Source organism: Demequina sp., from assembly GCF_024642165.1.
Classification (GTDB): Bacteria; Actinomycetota; Actinomycetes; order Actinomycetales; family Demequinaceae; genus Demequina.
This window is the reverse complement of record NZ_JAHEBP010000006.1, coordinates 25,096-40,689: the sequence shown is the minus strand read 5'-3', so window position 1 is coordinate 40,689 and position 15,594 is coordinate 25,096. Positions and strand designations below refer to the sequence as shown.

17 protein-coding genes are annotated in these 15,594 nt (G+C 72.5%); 4 read left to right on the top strand and 13 right to left on the bottom strand.

The features are described from left to right. The 5 genes from Q0L54_RS01370 to Q0L54_RS01350 form a co-directional block, all read right to left on the bottom strand. Positions 1-642: PHP domain-containing protein (locus Q0L54_RS01370; protein WP_296664819.1), on the bottom strand; the 642-nt coding region annotated here is incomplete at its 3' end. Beyond that, on the bottom strand, positions 635-2,317 hold the full coding sequence (locus Q0L54_RS01365) for a DNA polymerase Y family protein (RefSeq protein WP_296664817.1): 1,683 nt from the start codon (positions 2,315-2,317) through the stop codon (positions 635-637). The genes Q0L54_RS01370 and Q0L54_RS01365, both read right to left, overlap by 8 nt. Then, positions 2,314-3,000 carry a hypothetical protein gene (locus Q0L54_RS01360; RefSeq protein WP_296664815.1) on the bottom strand — a complete coding sequence of 229 codons (687 nt, stop codon included), beginning with the start codon at positions 2,998-3,000 and terminating at the stop codon, positions 2,314-2,316. Before Q0L54_RS01360 ends, Q0L54_RS01365 begins: the two co-directional genes overlap by 4 nt. A gap of 286 nt (positions 3,001-3,286) precedes the next feature. Beyond that, positions 3,287-4,066, bottom strand: coding sequence for an ABC transporter permease (locus tag Q0L54_RS01355; RefSeq protein WP_296664813.1), 780 nt, complete (start codon positions 4,064-4,066; stop codon positions 3,287-3,289). Then, the gene (locus tag Q0L54_RS01350; RefSeq protein WP_296664810.1) at positions 4,063-4,866 is read right to left on the bottom strand and encodes an RNA methyltransferase; all 804 of its coding nucleotides are present in this window, start codon (positions 4,864-4,866) and stop codon (positions 4,063-4,065) included. Before Q0L54_RS01350 ends, Q0L54_RS01355 begins: the two co-directional genes overlap by 4 nt. Before the next feature lie 129 nt (positions 4,867-4,995). Here Q0L54_RS01350 and Q0L54_RS01345 point away from each other — a divergent pair, with 129 nt between their 5' ends. Further along, the gene (locus Q0L54_RS01345; protein ID WP_296664808.1) at positions 4,996-6,045 is read left to right on the top strand and encodes a DUF2157 domain-containing protein; all 1,050 of its coding nucleotides are present in this window, start codon (positions 4,996-4,998) and stop codon (positions 6,043-6,045) included. 94 nt (positions 6,046-6,139) lie between these two features. On the opposite strand, the gene Q0L54_RS01340 is transcribed toward Q0L54_RS01345, so the two are convergent. The 4 genes from Q0L54_RS01340 to glgA all read right to left on the bottom strand — a co-directional run bounded on the left by Q0L54_RS01340 (position 6,140) and on the right by glgA (position 9,750). After that, positions 6,140-7,222: an SPFH domain-containing protein gene (locus Q0L54_RS01340; RefSeq protein ID WP_296664806.1), complete on the bottom strand. Its 1,083-nt coding sequence runs from the start codon at positions 7,220-7,222 to the stop codon at positions 6,140-6,142. Further along, positions 7,222-7,656, bottom strand: a complete 435-nt coding sequence (locus tag Q0L54_RS01335; protein ID WP_296664804.1) for an NfeD family protein — start codon at positions 7,654-7,656, stop codon at positions 7,222-7,224. The genes Q0L54_RS01340 and Q0L54_RS01335 overlap by 1 nt, the downstream gene beginning before the upstream one ends. A gap of 94 nt (positions 7,657-7,750) precedes the next feature. Further along, a complete protein-coding gene (locus Q0L54_RS01330; RefSeq protein WP_296664802.1) occupies positions 7,751-8,536 on the bottom strand; it encodes an ABC transporter ATP-binding protein in 786 nt (261 codons plus the stop codon). An 11-nt stretch (positions 8,537-8,547) separates the two neighbouring features. Then, positions 8,548-9,750 (bottom strand): glycogen synthase, encoded by a 1,203-nt coding sequence (gene glgA / locus Q0L54_RS01325; protein WP_296664801.1) that lies wholly within the window; start codon positions 9,748-9,750, stop codon positions 8,548-8,550. A 70-nt stretch (positions 9,751-9,820) separates the two neighbouring features. Between glgA and glgC the strand changes: the two genes are divergently transcribed. Both glgC and serB read left to right on the top strand, forming a co-directional pair. After that, positions 9,821-11,062, top strand: coding sequence for a glucose-1-phosphate adenylyltransferase (gene glgC, locus Q0L54_RS01320; RefSeq protein WP_296664798.1), 1,242 nt, complete (start codon positions 9,821-9,823; stop codon positions 11,060-11,062). Continuing rightward, positions 11,059-11,691: a phosphoserine phosphatase SerB gene (gene serB, locus Q0L54_RS01315; protein ID WP_296664797.1), complete on the top strand. Its 633-nt coding sequence runs from the start codon at positions 11,059-11,061 to the stop codon at positions 11,689-11,691. Before glgC ends, serB begins: the two co-directional genes overlap by 4 nt. Before the next feature lie 18 nt (positions 11,692-11,709). Here serB and Q0L54_RS01310 read toward each other — a convergent pair whose 3' ends face one another. From Q0L54_RS01310 to fabG, 4 genes are read right to left on the bottom strand one after another with little or no spacing between them, the layout of a single operon-like run. Next, on the bottom strand, positions 11,710-12,657 hold the full coding sequence (locus tag Q0L54_RS01310) for a glycoside hydrolase family 88 protein (protein ID WP_296664795.1): 948 nt from the start codon (positions 12,655-12,657) through the stop codon (positions 11,710-11,712). Next, complete coding sequence (locus tag Q0L54_RS01305; protein ID WP_296664794.1) at positions 12,654-13,166, bottom strand: histidine phosphatase family protein; 513 nt, start codon at positions 13,164-13,166, stop codon at positions 12,654-12,656. Before Q0L54_RS01305 ends, Q0L54_RS01310 begins: the two co-directional genes overlap by 4 nt. A gap of 4 nt (positions 13,167-13,170) precedes the next feature. Further along, on the bottom strand, positions 13,171-13,938 hold the full coding sequence (gene fabI / locus Q0L54_RS01300) for an enoyl-ACP reductase FabI (protein WP_296664792.1): 768 nt from the start codon (positions 13,936-13,938) through the stop codon (positions 13,171-13,173). Between the two features lie 54 nt (positions 13,939-13,992). Further along, the gene (fabG, locus tag Q0L54_RS01295) at positions 13,993-14,697 is read right to left on the bottom strand and encodes a 3-oxoacyl-ACP reductase FabG (protein ID WP_296664790.1); all 705 of its coding nucleotides are present in this window, start codon (positions 14,695-14,697) and stop codon (positions 13,993-13,995) included. A gap of 62 nt (positions 14,698-14,759) precedes the next feature. Between fabG and Q0L54_RS01290 the strand changes: the two genes are divergently transcribed. Further along, positions 14,760-15,587 (top strand): SURF1 family protein, encoded by an 828-nt coding sequence (locus tag Q0L54_RS01290; RefSeq protein ID WP_296664788.1) that lies wholly within the window; start codon positions 14,760-14,762, stop codon positions 15,585-15,587. The last annotated feature ends 7 nt before the right edge of the window (positions 15,588-15,594 follow it).

The window sequence follows — 15,594 nt, the reverse complement described above, 5'->3', positions numbered from 1 at the left end:
GGAGCCCGTATCGGTGATCTCCACCGCTACACCCTCGCGCCCGAACAGCGCCACGAGCCGGTCGAGCTCGCCCCGCGCCGCCGCATAGCCCTCGCGGGACACCCCGCCGGCGAGCGCCGCAGGGCTCGCGGCGCGGCCGCCGGCGAGCCCCGCGCCCCCCATGCCCGTGAGCGCGGCGCGGACCGGCCCCTTGCGACAGCCGGTGAGGACCAGCAGCCGCCCGGCGGCCGCGTCCGCGAGCGTCTCGAGCGTGTAGCGGGCGAGGCCCTTCTCGCCGGTCGCCAGGTGCGCCATGCCGATGGCGTGGCTGAGCCGCGAATATCCCTCGGCGCCGCGGGCGAGCACCACGAGGTGGCTGGCGCGAGGGTCCGGGATGCCCGTGGGCGGGTCGAGCACGGGCCGGCCGCCGGGGCCGTCCACGGCGAGGCTGAGCTCCGCCCCGAACACCGTGGGCAGCCCCACGGCGCGCGCCGCCCCGGCGAAGCGCACCGCGCCGTAGAGGCCGTCGTGGTCGGTGAGGGCGAGCGCGCTGAGGCCCAGCCTGCCCGCCTCCGCGGCCATCTCCTCGGGCTGGCTCGCGCCGTCGAGGAAGCTGAAGGCGCTGTGGGCGTGGAGCTCGGCGTAGTCGGCGATCTCAGTCATAGACGGCCTCGAGCTCCCAGCGCGCCTCGCCGTAGGCGACGAGCACCGCGAGCGATGCGCCCTCGCCGTCCTGCAGGGTGATCTGGAGGTAGGCGCGACGCGACGCATCCTCGGACCACCACCGCTCGGCGACCGGCCAGGGGCCCGCCCAGGACTCCACCGGTCGCGGCCTGTCCCACACGGGTCCCTCGATGCGACCCACATGCCCCGCGGACGGGTGCCTGTTGGCGGCGCGGGCGCGCTCGTCCGCGGGATCCGCCTCGAGCCGCACCCACGTGGGGGACGCGCTCACGGCGAGTCGCCGGGTGATGGTCACGGGGCTCCCTCCGGCATCGAGCACCTGCACCGGACGGGGCGCCGGCGGCACCGTCGCCGGGGCCGGGTCCGGGATGCGCCCGGGCCATGGGTGGGCGACCGCTCGGGCGGGTGGCGCCTCCTGGCCCCAGGGCGCCAGGTGCGCCCTGTCGCGGGGAGAGCGTCCACCCTGCTCGGCGACCGCCAGCACGCCCTCGAGCCCGAGCAGGCCCTGGACGCGCTCGAGGGCACGATGCGCGCGCGAATCCGCGCCCGACACCCCGCCCCACAGATAGGCCTGCTCGGATCCGAGCGGCACCACGTCCTCGGCGACGAGCCCGAGCGCGACGAGCGGCGCCGGCTCCGGCCCTCCGGCGGTGCCGGACAGCCAGCCCTCGAGCTGCCAGCGCACGCGGTCCGTCATGTGGCGGGCGAAGGCGCCCGCACGCGTGCCGACATCGGTGCGCCACACCCGCTCGAGCTCGTGGCCCCTTTCCGTGCGCGCGGTGATCCGCACCCGCCCGCAGCGCGCACCGGCGTCCAGCAGCGCGCGATCCAGCCGCTCCGCCGCGATCGCCGCCACCAGGGTCAGCTGCTCGACCCGCTCCGCCGGGTCCTCGAAGACGTGCTCGACGGCGATGTCCTCCTCGCTGCGCCGCAGCACGGGCGGGGCCAGATCCTCCCCGGACGCGAGCCGATGCGCCCACGCCCCCACCGGCCCGAAGCGTGCGATGACGTCCGCGAAGGGCAGCGCCGCGAGGTCGCCGAGCGTGACGATGCCGAGCCTCGCCAGCACGCTCGCGAGCCTCTCGACCTCCTCCCGCTGGGCGCGCTCCATCGCGGCCAGCCCCAGCGACTCCACCGGTGCCGGGGCGAGATACGGGCGGGACTGTCCCTGCGGCACCAGCGCGGAGTCGCGGGCCGCGAGCACCGCCGCGAGCAGCCCGTCCGCGGCCCCCACGGCGCATTCGACACCGGCCTGCTCGGCCACGGCGGTCGCCAGCGCCTCGGCGAGCGCCTCCTCCGAACCGTGGAAGCGCGCGGCACCGTCCGCGGGGATCATGAGCAGCCCCGGGCGCGAGATCTCGACCCCGGCGACCACCTGCTCGGCCGCCGCCGCCACCGCCTCGAACAGACGGGAGTCCCGGCCTTCGTCGTACGGCAGGATCGCGAGCTCCGGGCACGCGCGCTGGGCGAGCCGCCGCGTGCTCCCCCGCCGCACGCCCGCCGCCCGCGCGGCGGCCGACACCGCGACCAGGCCGCGCCCATGCAGGACGGCCGCCGGGGCATCGTCCCCCAGGCCCGCGTCCGACATGGCCGCCACCACGGGCCAGTCGGGCACCCACAGGACGGCACGGCGCACCACGGTCACGACGCTCATGCCGCACCCCCGAGCGCGCGGAGCGGCTCCGGAACCCCCGCCTCCCGGCGCACCGACGCCTCGGCGTCGAGCCTCAGGGACACGAGCCTCGCCGGGCCGGAGGCGCGTCCCTCGACCCGCACCTCGAGGTCGCGGCCGCGCAGCCGGCCGTCCCCCGCCCCGAGCCCGTGCCAGCGGGAGGCGACCGCCGTGAGGGTCGCGTGGGCGCCGCTCCAGGGACCCTCCGCGACGATCACGGTGCCTCGCTCCCGCGCCCGGGAGGCGAGGCGGCGGCGATCGGCGTCCGACAGGGCGAGCCGCGGCCCCAGGATCACCACGTCCATGCCGTCGATGCACGCACCCGCCGCGGCCGCGGCCTGCGCCCCGGGGTGTGGAACGAGCGCGAGCCGCGTCAGGTCGAGACCGCGGCGCGCGGCCGCGACCACCCCGAGGGACGGCATGCCCACCACCGCGGTCCACGAACCCTCCGCGGAGGCCGCGGAGGCGAGCGCGAGCATGAGCGACGTCGATCCGATGACGGACACCACCTGCCCGCGCCGCAGCCCCTGCGGCAGCACCCGGTCCAGCACGGGCGCGAGCGGCAGGGTGGGCGCCTCCCAGCGGTCGCGGGTGGTGCCCACGCGGTACTGGACCCCCGCGAGCGCGGCGCGCGCCCGGGCAAGCCTCGCCTCCACCGTCTCCATCGCGCCCCCTCCCGGCCGTAGCATCGTCCTCACGCCCGATCATCCGTTCGAACGTATGTTCGATTATGACCCCACCCTCCGACACTGGCAAGGCGGTCTCGCGGATCGAGGCGCAGCGCTTCCACTCCGCGGCAGAAGGGCCTGCCATTGCTTCTCGCGTCGACGATGCAGGCGCTCGCAGGCGCTCGCAGGGGCGCGCTACGACGCCCCGGCGCCGGGGAAGTCAGCGACGGACCCCACATGTCGCTGGAACGCGACGCTCCCGCCACCGCCACCTACGACCCGCTCACCCCCGTGACAGGCGCCGCGGCAGCTCCGTCACTCCCTGGGGGCGACTCGCGCCGACGCGGGCGCGCAGCAGCTGGGCGACCGTGACGGCCGCGACCGACTCGGCCGCCAGCAGACCCACGAGGACCAGCAGTTGGACCTGCGCGGCCTCGAGGGGCGATGCGCCGGCGAGCAGCAGGCCCACGAACGCGCCCGGCAGCACCACGACGCCGGCGTTGCGGGTCTGGTCGATCGCGGGGACCAGGGCGCGCGCGACAGAGGTACGCGCCAGCTGCTCGGCTGCCTGCCGCGGCCGAGCGCCCAGCGCGAGCCAGCCCTCGACCTCGGCCCACGAGGCACCGGCCTCGTCGCGCATGCGAAGTCCGGTGAGCGACACCGCCATCATCGATCCGCCGAGGATCTGCGCCGCGAACGGCAGCAGCGACTGGGCCTCTCGCGGCAGCACGCCCGAGATCACAACGGGAACGACCGCGACCGCGGCGCCCGCCGCGATCCCGGCAGCGATCGCCCAGGTTGCACCCGCCCCGAGCTTGATGCGGGAGACCGAGGTCCAGGTCGCCGCGGCCAGCATGACCGCCACGTACAGCCACGCCGCTCCCGGGGTGCGGAACACCCACCCGATGACGAGGGCGACGGCGACCAGCTGCGCTGCGGCGCGCAGGATCGCGATCGCGGCGTCGCGACCCACACGGGCGCGCGCGGTCCACAGCGCGACGATCGCGATCACCGCGAGCACGGCGACCGCGGCGAGCACGCGCCACGGATCGATCTCGGTCACGGCCGGCGCCTCAGCGCCCACATCGCGACTGCCGAGGCGGCCGCCACGTTGAGCGAGTCCACTCCCCCGTGCATGGGGATCACCACGGCCTCGTCGACATGGGCCAGGGCCTGCCGGGTGAGGCCGTCGCCCTCCGTGCCCATCACCAGAGCCACCCGCTCACCAGCGCGCGCCGCGAACTCGTCGAGGCCCACCGCATCGTCCGTGAGCGCCAGCCCGGCCACCTCGAAGCCCAGCTCGCGCAACTGATCGAGCGCGCCCGGCCAGGACTCCGCTCGCGTCCACGGCACCTGGAACACCGTGCCCATCGAGACCTTGACGGACCGCCGGTACAGCGGGTCCGCGCACGTGGGCGACACCACCACGGCGTCCGCGCCGATTCCCGCCGCGGACCGGAATATCGCCCCCACGTTGGTGTGGTCGACGATCCCCTCGAGCACCACCACCCGGCGGGCATCGCGCACCAGATCTGTGAGCGAGGGCAGCCCGGGACGCTCCATCGCCGCCAGCGCGCCGCGGTGGACCTGATACCCGGTGACCTCCTCGAGCAGCGGAGCGGGCGCGAGGTACACCTCGACGTCCGGGTCGACCGCCGCCGCCACCGAGTCGAGCCAGCGCTCGCTGACGAGGACCGACCGAGGACGATGCCCGGCGGCCACCGCGCGCCCGATCACCTTCGCGCCCTCCGCCATGTAGAGCCCTCGCTCGGGTTCGAGGGCGCGGCGCAGCGCGACGTCGGTGAGGCCGCGGTAGTCGGCCAGCCTCGGGTCGGCGGGGTCCTCGACTCGGATCACGGTCATGCCGCCATCATCCCAGCGTCGGGGGTCACGACGCTCCCGCGGCCCGCCGTCCCACCCCGCGACGACGGTGCCCGGAGAGTATTCTGAAGTTGTCGACGGTGACGCCGATGGCGGCGAAGGGAAGCGGCCATGAACGGGCTCGACACGAGGCTCGACCAGTGGGTCGAGGCGGGGCTCATCAGCCCCGACACAGCGTCCGATCTGCGCCTTTATGAGTCGGAGCACGCGGCAGACCTCGCCTTCGAGGTCGCCCCCGAGTCCCCCACCGGCGCCGTCGTCGCCACGCCCGCCGCCCCGTCGGCGCCCGCCGCCGAACCCGTCGGCGCGCCCCGCGCCCTCGTGATCGTGGGCGAGGTGGTGGGCTACCTGGGCGCGCTGCTCATCGTGTCCGCCGTCGCCTTCCTGCTCAGCCGCACGTGGAGCGACCTCTCGGACGTCGGGAGGATCGGACTTGTCGCCGGGCTGACCGTGATCGTCGCCGGCGCCGGAGCGCTCACCGCGCGCGCCACCCAGCCTCCCGCACAACGCCTCGCGTCCGTGCTGCTGGTCGCGACGGTCGCCCTCACGGGTTGGCTCACCTGGACCGTCGTCCACGACGGCGTGGAGGTGTCCGACGACTCGGCGGCGCTGTGGGTCACCGGGGCGATCGCGGTCACCGCGGGCGCCATCTACGCGGTGCGGCGTCGCGCCCTCGCCCAACTCGCGTTGCTCGCCGGGTTGGTTGCGGTGCTGGCCGCGGCGATGCGGCCGTGGGACGAGGGCACAGGTGGGACCTGGGTGGGCGTGCTGTGGGCCGTGCTGGGCGTCGCGTGGGTGGTGCTCGCCGCGACGCGGCTGCTGGTCCCGCCCGCTCCCGGCCTGGTGGCCGGAGGATTCCTGGCCGTGTTCGGCATGCTGCTGTCCGCGACCGACGACCAGCGGGCCGTGGTGCTCGGCGTCGCCGTGGCGCTCTCCGTCGCCATGCTCGCCGTCGCGATCCGACGCCGCGATCTCATGGCGCTCATCGTTCCAGGAGCGATCGGCCTGCTGTCCAACCTCCCGCAGCTGATCCAGGAGCTGGTCTCCGACACCCTCGCGACCTGGCTCGCGATGCTGGTCGCCGGGCTCGCGCTCGTGGGCATCGCGGTGTGGCTGGTCCGCGAGCGTCAGCACCGCCCGCCGCGACCGCGCCACGTCTAACTGTCCCTCCGCGGCGATCCGTCACCCGCGGCGGGGATGACGAGGGCCCCGGAGAGATCTCCGGGGCCCGTCGTCCGCGCCTGCGAGTGTGCCGCTATTGGCCCTTCTCCGCGTCCGGGTCGAACGGCTTGCCCGACCGGCTGCCTGCGGACTCCGCCTCCGCTGCGAACTCGCCAGCCTGGCGACGCGCCTCCTCGAGCGCGGCGCGCGGGTCGGCGAGCGCCGAGGTGATCCTCGACGCACGCGACTTCGCACGCTCGGGGTCCCGTTCGAGCGGTTCGGGAGACTCGTCCATGCCGAAGCCAGCGGAGATCGCCTTGAGCGCGCCCGTGAACTCGGTGGGCACGAACCACACCTTGTTCGACTCGTTCTTCGCGATCTCGGGCAGCACCTGTAGGTACTGGTAGGCGAGCAACTTGCTGTCCGCGTCGCCCTCGTGGATGGCGTCGAACACCTGGAGGATGGCCCGAGCCTCACCCTCGGCACGCAGGATCTTCGACTGCGCCTCGCCCTCGGCCGTGAGGATCGCGGACTGCTTCTCACCTTCGGCAGTGAGGATCTTCGACTGCTTGACCCCCTCCGCGGTGAGGATCGCGGCGCGGCGGTCGCGCTCGGCGCGCATCTGCTTCTCCATCGAGTCCTTGATCGACATGGGCGGCTCGATGGCCTTCAGCTCGACACGGTTGACGCGGATGCCCCACTTGCCGGTGGCGTCGTCGAGCACTCCGCGCAGCTGGCCGTTGATCTGGTCGCGGCTGGTCAGGGTCTGCTCGAGGTCCATGGTGCCCACGATGTTGCGCAGGGTGGTGGTGGTGAGCTGCTCGACGCCCGTGATGTAGTTCGCGATCTCGTAGACCGCGGCCTTGGGGTCCGTGACCTGGAAGTAGATGACCGAGTCGATGTCGACCACGAGGTTGTCGGACGTGATCACGGACTGGGGCGGGAACGAATAGACCATCTCGCGCAGGTCGACCTTGGCGCGCACCTTGTCGATGAACGGCACCAGCAGATGTAGGCCGGCGTCCATCGTGCGCGCGTAGCGACCGAGGCGCTCGACAAGGTAGGCCTGGGTCTGATTCACCACCACGATCGCCCGCGCGATCGCGCTGATGACGAAGATCACGAGGACCGCGACTGCGACCCACACCACGATCTGAACGATGTCGTTGGTGTCCATCACTCCTCCTCTGGGGCGACGATGGCCGTCGCGCCTTTGATTCTGACGACCGTCACGTCGATGCCCTCGCGGATGGGCGGGGCATCGTCCTCGGTTCGCGCCGTCCATACTTCGCCGTTGAGCTTGACGCGACCGGCCGTCTCGGTCACCTCGTCGAGGCTGCGCGCCGAGCGGCCCACAAGCGCGGCGGTGTTGGTCTCGATCAGCGGGCCGTGCGCACGCATGCGGCGCAGCAGGAACGGCCGCAGGCCGAGCAGCATGGTCGCGGACACCGCGCAGAAGACGATGACGGCGAGCCACCAGGGCGCGCCGAGCAGCGCGGCGACGCCGCCGGCGAGAGCGCCGGCCGCCAACATCGCGAACGTCAGATCGAGCGTGAAGACCTCGGCAATGCCGAGCACCATCGCGCCGATGAACCACCCTAGGAACTGCATGGCGTCCCTCCTTCATTGGCACGCTATCAGGGGCACGAAGCAGGCACATCGTCCCCACGGACGATGCCCCTCATCCCCCGGGGTGAATCGCGGATTACGAGGCCCGACGCGCGGAGAAGCGCCCGGCGTCGGCGGTCAGCGTCACGGGCATCCCGTAGGTGTCCGAAAGCGCCTCCGCGGTGAGGGTCGATCCGATCTCGCCGGCGGCGACGATCCCGCCGTCTCGCATGAGCAGCACATGAGTGAATCCCACCGGGATCTCCTCGACGTGGTGCGTGACCATGACGATCGCCGGGGACCGGTTGTCGCCGGCGAGCTCGGTCAAGGCGCTCAGCAGTTCCTCGCGACCGCCCAGATCGAGGCCCGCCGCCGGCTCGTCGAGAAGCAGCAGTTCGGGATCCGGCATGAGCGCGCGCGCCACCTGGACCCGCTTGCGCTCTCCCTCGCTCAGCGTGCGGAACTCCCGGTCCGCGAAGCCGGACATCCCGAAGGCCTCGAGCAGTGCGTCCGCGCGCTCTTCGTCGAGACCCTCGTAGTCCTCGTTCCAGCGCCCGGTCACGCCGTGGGCGGCCGTCATCACGACGTTCCTGACCTTCTCGTGAGGCGGGATACGGTCCGCGAGCGCCGCGCTCGAGAGCCCTACACGGACGCGCAGCTCGCGCACGTCGGCCTCGCCGATGGTCTCGTCGAGCACCGTAGCGGTGCCCCGAGTCGGGTGCAGCCGCGCGGCGACGATCGACATCAGGGTGGTCTTGCCGGCGCCGTTCGGGCCCAGGACCACCCAGCGGTCTCGGTCGGACACGCTCCACGAGACGTTGTGGAGGATGTCGTGGCCGCCACGGCGCACGGACACGCCCTGAAGAGAAAGCACCTCGGTCATGAAGGCTGAGCCTATCCAAGAATGGAACGGTAGACGCCCAGCGTCCGCTCCCCGATGGCTCCCCACGAGAAGCTCTCCGCCGCCCGCGCGCGGCCTGCCGCGCCCATGCGTCGAGCACGGTCCGCGTCCGACACCATGTCCGTCAGCGCGGCGGCCAGATCGGCGGCGTAGCCCTCGGGGTCGAGCGGCGTCCCGGTACCGTCCTGCACCTGCTCGATCGGCACGAGCGTGCCGGTCTCCCCGTGCATGACCACCTCGGGGATCCCGCCGGTGGCGGTCGCCACCACGGGCAGCCCCACGGCCATCGCCTCGAGGTTGACGATGCCGAGGGGCTCGTAGACGGACGGGCACACAAACGCGGTGCAGGCGTCGAGGACGGCGACCAGCTCGGGCCGCGGCAGCATCTTCTCGATCCAGATCACGCCGTCGCGCTCCTGTTGAAGCCGCTCGACGGCGCCGGAGACCTCGGCGGCGATCTCCTTGGTGTCCGGCGCGCCGGCGCACAGCACCACCTGGATCTCCTTGGGCAGCTGCTCGACGGCCTTGAGGAAGTAGGGCAGTCCCTTCTGGCGCGTGATCCGGCCCACGAACACGATCGCCGGGCGGTCAGGGTCGATGCCGTGCTCGGCGACCACCTGAGCGGCGCGCGCCCGCTGATCATCGGTGGAGGGCGCCGCCCACGACGAGACGTCGATGCCGTTGTGGACCACGTAGACCTTGTCGGGGTCGACGTCGGGGTAACACCGGAGCACGTCCTTGCGCATGCCGTCCGACACCGCGATGATGCCGTCCGCGCCCTCATAGGCGGTCTTCTCGATCCAACTCGAGACGCGGTAGCCGCCACCCAGCTGCTCGGCCTTCCAAGGGCGCAAAGGCTCCAGCGAGTGGGCGGACAGCACGTGAGGGATCCCGTGAAGGCGGGATGCGAGATGGCCCGCCATGTTGGCGTACCAGGTGTGCGAGTGCACCAGGTCGGCACCCCCGCAATCCTTGGCCATGGGCAGGTTGTGCGCCAGCACGTCGAGGGAGGCGTCACCCACTCCTCCGCCCAGCGCCTCGTACCCGGTGACCCCGGGTTCATCGCGCGGACCGTCGAACGCTCGGACGCGCACGTCGAGGTGAGCGCGCAGCACCGCCGCGAGCTCGGTGACGTGCACTCCGGCGCCTCCATAGACGTGGGGCGGGTATTCACGGGTGAGGATGTCGACGCGCATGGCTCCCACGCTAGCGGTTCGACCGCTCGAAAGCCTGCGGTCGTGAGGCGATGCCCCCTATGCTGGCCATATGTCAGCGCCGAAGATTCTTGCCATTGTCCTTGCAGGGGGTGAGGGCAAGCGCCTGATGCCCCTCACCGCCGCTCGCGCGAAGCCGGCCGTGCCCTTCGGAGGCACCTACCGACTCATCGACTTCGCGCTCAGCAACCTGGTCAATTCGCACTATCTGCAGATCGTGGTGCTGACGCAGTACAAGTCGCATTCCCTCGACCGCCACATCGCGAGAACGTGGCGCATGTCGCCGCTGCTCGGCAACTACGTAGCGCCGGTCCCGGCCCAGCAGCGCCGCGGACCGCACTGGTACCTGGGCAGCGCGGATGCGATCTATCAGACCGTCAACATCATCGAGGACGAGCAGCCCGACATCGTGGTGATCGTGGGCGCAGACCACGTCTACCGCATGGACTTCTCGCAAATGGTGGACGATCACATCGCCTCGGGCGCCGAGTTCACCGTCGCCGGCATCCGTCAGCCCATCGAGCTCGCGGACCAGTTCGGCGTCATCGACGCGGACCCGGACAACCCGGACCGCATCCGGGCGTTCCTGGAGAAGCCCAAGAACCCCGAGGGACTGGCGGACAGCCCCGGCGAGATCCTGGCATCGATGGGCAACTACGTCGCCAACGCCGACGCGCTGCTGGCCGCGCTCACCGCGGACGCGGAGAACCCGAAGTCGAAGCACGACATGGGTGGCGACATCGTCCCCTACTTCGTCAACAAGGGCACCTGCGGCCTGTACGACTTCATCCGCAACGACGTCCCCGGCTCGACCGACCGCGACCGCCAATACTGGCGCGACGTCGGAACGCTCGACATGTACTACGACGCCCACATGGACCTCATCGCGGTCATGCCGGTGTTCAACGTGTACAACGACGAGTGGCCGCTCCACCAGGGGCTGATCACCCACCCCCCGGCCAAGTTCATCCACTCGGAGGAGGGCCGCCTGGGCCACGCCGCCGACTCGGTGGTCTCGCCCGGCGTGATCGTGTCGGGCGCGACCGTGACGGGCTCGGTGCTGTCACCGGGAGTCCGCCTGCACTCGTGGTCGACGGTGTCGGACTCGGTGCTGCTCGACAACGTCCAGGTCCACCGGCACGCGCAGGTCCACCGGGCGATCCTCGACAAGAATGTGCACGTGCAGGACGGCGCTCGGGTCGGCATCGACCGCGACGCCGACCTCGCTCGCGGCTTCACCGTCACGGAGTCCGGCATCACGGTCGTGGCCAAGGGCACCGTCGTCACCCCATGAGGCTCTGCGTCCTCGACGTCGACTCCACCCTGATCACCGCCGAGGTCATCGAACTCATCGCCGAGCGCGCCGGCACCCGCGAGCTGGTCGCGGACATCACCGAGCGCGCGATGCGCGGCGACCTCGACTTCTCGGAGTCCCTCAACGAGCGTGTCGCTACCCTCGCCGGGGTCCACGACACCGTGTTCGCCGAGGTCCTCGCCGAGGTCGAGCTGACGCCCGGCGCGGAGGAGCTGGTCCACACCCTGCAGGCCGAGGGCTGGGAGGTGGGCCTCGTATCCGGAGGCTTCATCGAGGTGGTGGGTCCGCTCGCGAAGCGACTCGGCATCACCCGCTACCGGGCCAACGCGCTCGAGGTTGCCGACTGCCGGCTCACGGGCCGCACCGTGGGGCCCATCATCGATCGCGCGGCGAAGGCCGCCACCCTGCGCGCCTTCGCCGGGGAGGTGGGCTGCCCGCTCGAGGATGCGGTGGCGATCGGCGACGGCGCCAACGACCTGGACATGATGGCGACGGCCGGTCTGGGCATCGCCTTCAACGCGAAGCCGGTGGTCCAGGCCCAGGCAGACGTGGCGCTCAACGCGCCGCGGCTGGACGCCGCGCTCGACATCATCCGCGCGCGCTCCTGACGTCCGGCGACGAGCGCGTCAGGCCAGGCGCCGCCGAGCGGCGAGTGCCATGATCGCGAAGGCCTGCGCCTCGGCGCTGGTGCCCTGCCGGTCGAACTCGGGGGCACCGCACACCTCCCTCACCAGGCCGGACCCGTCGACGCGGGCGAGCGCCGCATCCGTCCAGCGCCGTGCGCGGTCGGCGTAGTCTGCCGGCAGCCAACCATCCGCGACGCCGGTGAACGCGGCATAGGCGAACATCAGCCCGGCGCAGCCGTCGACGAACGTCGCCGGATCGTCGAGGACGTCGTGGAATCGCCCGTCCGGGCGCTCATGGGCCGTGCACGCCTCGAGCAGCGCCCGCGTCTCACGCTGCCAGCGCAGCCGCACCTCCTGCGCGGCGACGCCGTGGTGCAGGGCCCGCGCCAGCCCCGCGGCGACCCAGCCGTTGCCGGACGCGCTGGGCTCGGCACGCACCCACGCGCGCGACGCCATGTCGAACCGGTGCCCAAACAGCCCGGTGGCCTCGTGCCAGAGCTGCTCGCGGTGCATCCGGTACTGCATGTCCGCGGGCGCGAGGTCGCCCGCCGCGACCAACGCCGGCACCACCATGTACACCGAGTCCGCCCACACCTCCTGGGAGCCGCGCAGGTGATGCAGCACGCCCCAATCGTCGCGGGGGGCATGGCGCAGCAGCCACCAGCGCTGGTGCTGGGCGGCCCGCGACGCGGCCTCGTCGCCCGCGTCGCCGAGCGCGAGCACGGCCTCGAGCAGGGCGCCGGAGTTCACCAGCCCGGCATCCCCCCTGCCGCCCAGCCAGCCGTCGGGATCGGCGTGCAGCACCGCGTCGCGGGCCAGCAACATCGCGAGTGTCGTGTCCCCGTCATCGAGCGCCGCGTGCGACGCCACCCCCTGCTCCCGCGCCAGGCGCTGCATCGACAGCAGCGCGCGCCACAGCGCTTGACTCGGCGCGGGGGCCGGGCTCACTCCCCGACGTCGCGGCCCGACAGCACGGAGACCAGCCGGCCGCAGCGCGGCCCGATCTCGGGCCAGGGGCAGTCGAACTCGAGCACGGCGGCCGTCCCCGTGGGAAGCCCGAGCGCGACACGCTGGAGCGCGGAGCGCTCGGAGCCGGGTCCCGCAAGGTGCGCGGCCGCGGCGGACCACGTGGGCTCGTGACCCACCATGATGACCGTGTCGACGTCGGCCAGTTCGCGCACCACGCCCTCGAGGCCGGCGACGTGGGTCTCGTAGAGCTCGTCGACTGTGACGAGCGTGCAGGGCTCGAGAGCCGGGGACATCAGCTTCCAGGTCTGCTGCGTGCGCACGGCGGGCGAGACGAGCGCCAGCGACGGCTGCAGCCCGGCGTCGGCGATCACCCTGCCGAGCAGCGTGGAGGCCTTGCGGCCGATGAGCGCGAGCGAGCGGGCCATGTCGTCCAGACCGACCGCCGGGGCCTCGGCCTTCGCGTGACGGGCCAGGATGAGGGTAGGCACGCGGTTATTGTCCCATGGCGTGCACGCCACCGTCGACGTGGATCATCTCGCCTGTGGTGGCCGGGAACCAGTCGCTGAGCAGGGCCGTCACCGCACGCGCCGTCGGCTCGGTGGCGTCCGAGTCCCAGCCCAGCGGCGCCCGCTCGGACCACTTGCTCTCCATCTGGTCGAAGCCGGGGATGTGCCGCGCCGCGGTGGTCTTGATGGGGCCGGCGGAGATCACGTTGCAGCGGATTCCCTGCGGGCCCAGGTCGCGCGCGACGTAGCGGTTGACCGCCTCGAAGGCCGCCTTCGCCACGCCCATCCAGTCGTACACCGGCCAGGCGAAACGCCCGTCGAACGTCAGGCCCACGATCGAGCCGCCGTGGGTGAGCAACGGGGCCGTCGCCTGGGCGAGAGCCTTGAGCGAGTAGGCCGAGATGTGCACCGCGGTGGCGACGTCGTCCCATTCAGCGGCCATGAAGTTGCCGCCCATGACCGACTGCGGGGCGAAGCCGATCGAGTGCACCACGCCGTCCAGGTGCGGCACGTGCTGGCGGACCGCGTCGGGCAGCGCGGCGAGGTGCTCGGGGTCGGTCACGTCCAGCTCGACCACCTCGGCCGGCGCGGGGAGCCGGCGGCCCATCGACTGCGTGATCTTGAAGGTGCGCCCGAGCCCGGTGAGGATCACGGTCGCGCCCTGCTCCTGGCACAGTCGCGCCACCTCGAACGCGATCGAGCCCTCGGTGAGGACGCCGGTGACGAGGATGTTCTTGCCTTCGAGAATGCCCATTGCTGCTCCTGGGTTCGGGGGTCGACGGGGGATGTGGACGATGCGGTGGCGGGGTCAGTGACCCATGCCGAGTCCGCCGTCGACCGGCAGCACGGCGCCCGACACGTAGCCGGCGGCGTCCGAGCCGAGGTAGACGGCCGCGGCCGCGACCTCGGCCGTGGCGCCGAACCGCTTGGCGGGGATGGTGGACTCGTACTGCTTGACGACGTCTTCGCCGAGCTCGGCGGTCATGTCCGTGGTGATGAACCCGGGCGCGATGACGTTCGCGGTGATGCCGCGCGAGCCGACCTCGCGGGTGACGGAACGCGCCATCCCCACCAGAGCCGACTTCGAGGACGAGTAGTTCACCTGACCGGGGTTGCCCATGAGCCCCACCACCGAGCCGATGAGGACGATGCGTCCGAAGCGTTCGCGCATCATCGAGTTGACGGCGCGGCGCACGCAGCGGAACGTGCCGGTGAGGTTGACGTCGATCACGTCGGCGAAGTCCTCGTCGGTCATGCGCATCAGCAGCCCGTCCCGGGTGATGCCGGCATTGGCGACCAGCACGCGCACGCGACCGTGCTGAGCCTCGAGCTCGTCGAACGCGGCGTTGACGGCCGCGGTGTCGGTGATGTCCGCGACCGCGCCGGTGACGCCCTCGGGCAGGTCTCCTCCGCGATAGATCGTGGACACGGTGTCGCCCTCGGCGACGAAGGCCTCGGCGATGGCACGGCCGATTCCGCGCGCCGCGCCGGTGACAAGCACATGACGGGTCATGGACGCCACGGTAGCGGAGGTCGCGGCTCGCCGCCGGAAGCGCGCCTACTAGCATCGTGCGGGTGGCACTCCCCTCGCGCGCAGCGCGCATCGCACGCGTGGTCGGAGTGGTCCTGCTCGCGCTCGCGGTGTCCGCCGTGGCGGTGAGGGCCGGCCTCTGGCAGCTCGACCGGCACGAGACGAGGGCGGCGGCCATCGCGCTCTACGAGGCCAACGCGGATCTCGCCCCCACCTCGCTCGCGGAGGTCGTGGCGCCGGGCCAAGCGGTGGGCGACGCCGAGTGGCGCACGGTGACGGCGAAAGGTCGCTTCGACGAGACGTCGCTGACGCTGCTACGGAACCGGCCCGTCGACCGCGAGCGCGCTTATCAACAGCTGGTCTGGTTCGACACCGACGACGGCCGTTCCCTGCTCCTCAACATCGGCTGGGTCCGGGTTCCGGGTCCGGAGGAGGACCTGGCGACGCCCGAGTGGCCCGTCGGCGACGTCACGGTGACGGCGGTCCTGCGTCGGGTGGAGCCGGATGACGGGCGCCGCGACGACGGCGCCACGCGTATCACCCCCGCACAGATGCCTGCACCCGCCCATCCGGCGGTCGACGGTTACGGCGCCCTCCGCGAGGCGTGCGCGCAGGACGGCTGCGTCGACGCGTTCGGCGCCCAGGTGCCGCTGCCGACGCTGAGCCTGGGCCCGCACCTGGCATACACGTGGCAGTGGTTCGCACTCGCCGTGATCGCGCCCGTCGCTGGGGTGCTGCTCGCGCGACGCGAGTGGGAGTTCACCGGAGCGCCCCGGGACGATGCGCCGCGGGCTCCCGCGCCGCGCCCGCCCCGGGCCCGGCGCGCCGGCCGGGGCGGCCTCAGCGACGAGGAGATCGAGGACGCGCTCTAGCCCCCAC

Coding starts and splice junctions, on each gene's coding strand:
- serB (WP_296664797.1), top strand. CDS start 11,059: ATGAGGCTCTGCGTCCTCGACGTCGACTCCACCCTGATCACCGCCGAG.
- Q0L54_RS01365 (WP_296664817.1), bottom strand. CDS start 2,317: ATGAGCGTCGTGACCGTGGTGCGCCGTGCCGTCCTGTGGGTGCCCGAC.
- Q0L54_RS01360 (WP_296664815.1), bottom strand. CDS start 3,000: ATGGAGACGGTGGAGGCGAGGCTTGCCCGGGCGCGCGCCGCGCTCGCG.
- Q0L54_RS01345 (WP_296664808.1), top strand. CDS start 4,996: ATGAACGGGCTCGACACGAGGCTCGACCAGTGGGTCGAGGCGGGGCTC.
- fabI (WP_296664792.1), bottom strand. CDS start 13,938: ATGGGCATTCTCGAAGGCAAGAACATCCTCGTCACCGGCGTCCTCACC.
- Q0L54_RS01335 (WP_296664804.1), bottom strand. CDS start 7,656: ATGCAGTTCCTAGGGTGGTTCATCGGCGCGATGGTGCTCGGCATTGCC.
- Q0L54_RS01330 (WP_296664802.1), bottom strand. CDS start 8,536: ATGACCGAGGTGCTTTCTCTTCAGGGCGTGTCCGTGCGCCGTGGCGGC.
- fabG (WP_296664790.1), bottom strand. CDS start 14,697: ATGACCCGTCATGTGCTTGTCACCGGCGCGGCGCGCGGAATCGGCCGT.
- Q0L54_RS01340 (WP_296664806.1), bottom strand. CDS start 7,222: ATGGACACCAACGACATCGTTCAGATCGTGGTGTGGGTCGCAGTCGCG.
- glgC (WP_296664798.1), top strand. CDS start 9,821: ATGTCAGCGCCGAAGATTCTTGCCATTGTCCTTGCAGGGGGTGAGGGC.
- Q0L54_RS01350 (WP_296664810.1), bottom strand. CDS start 4,866: ATGACCGTGATCCGAGTCGAGGACCCCGCCGACCCGAGGCTGGCCGAC.
- glgA (WP_296664801.1), bottom strand. CDS start 9,750: ATGCGCGTCGACATCCTCACCCGTGAATACCCGCCCCACGTCTATGGA.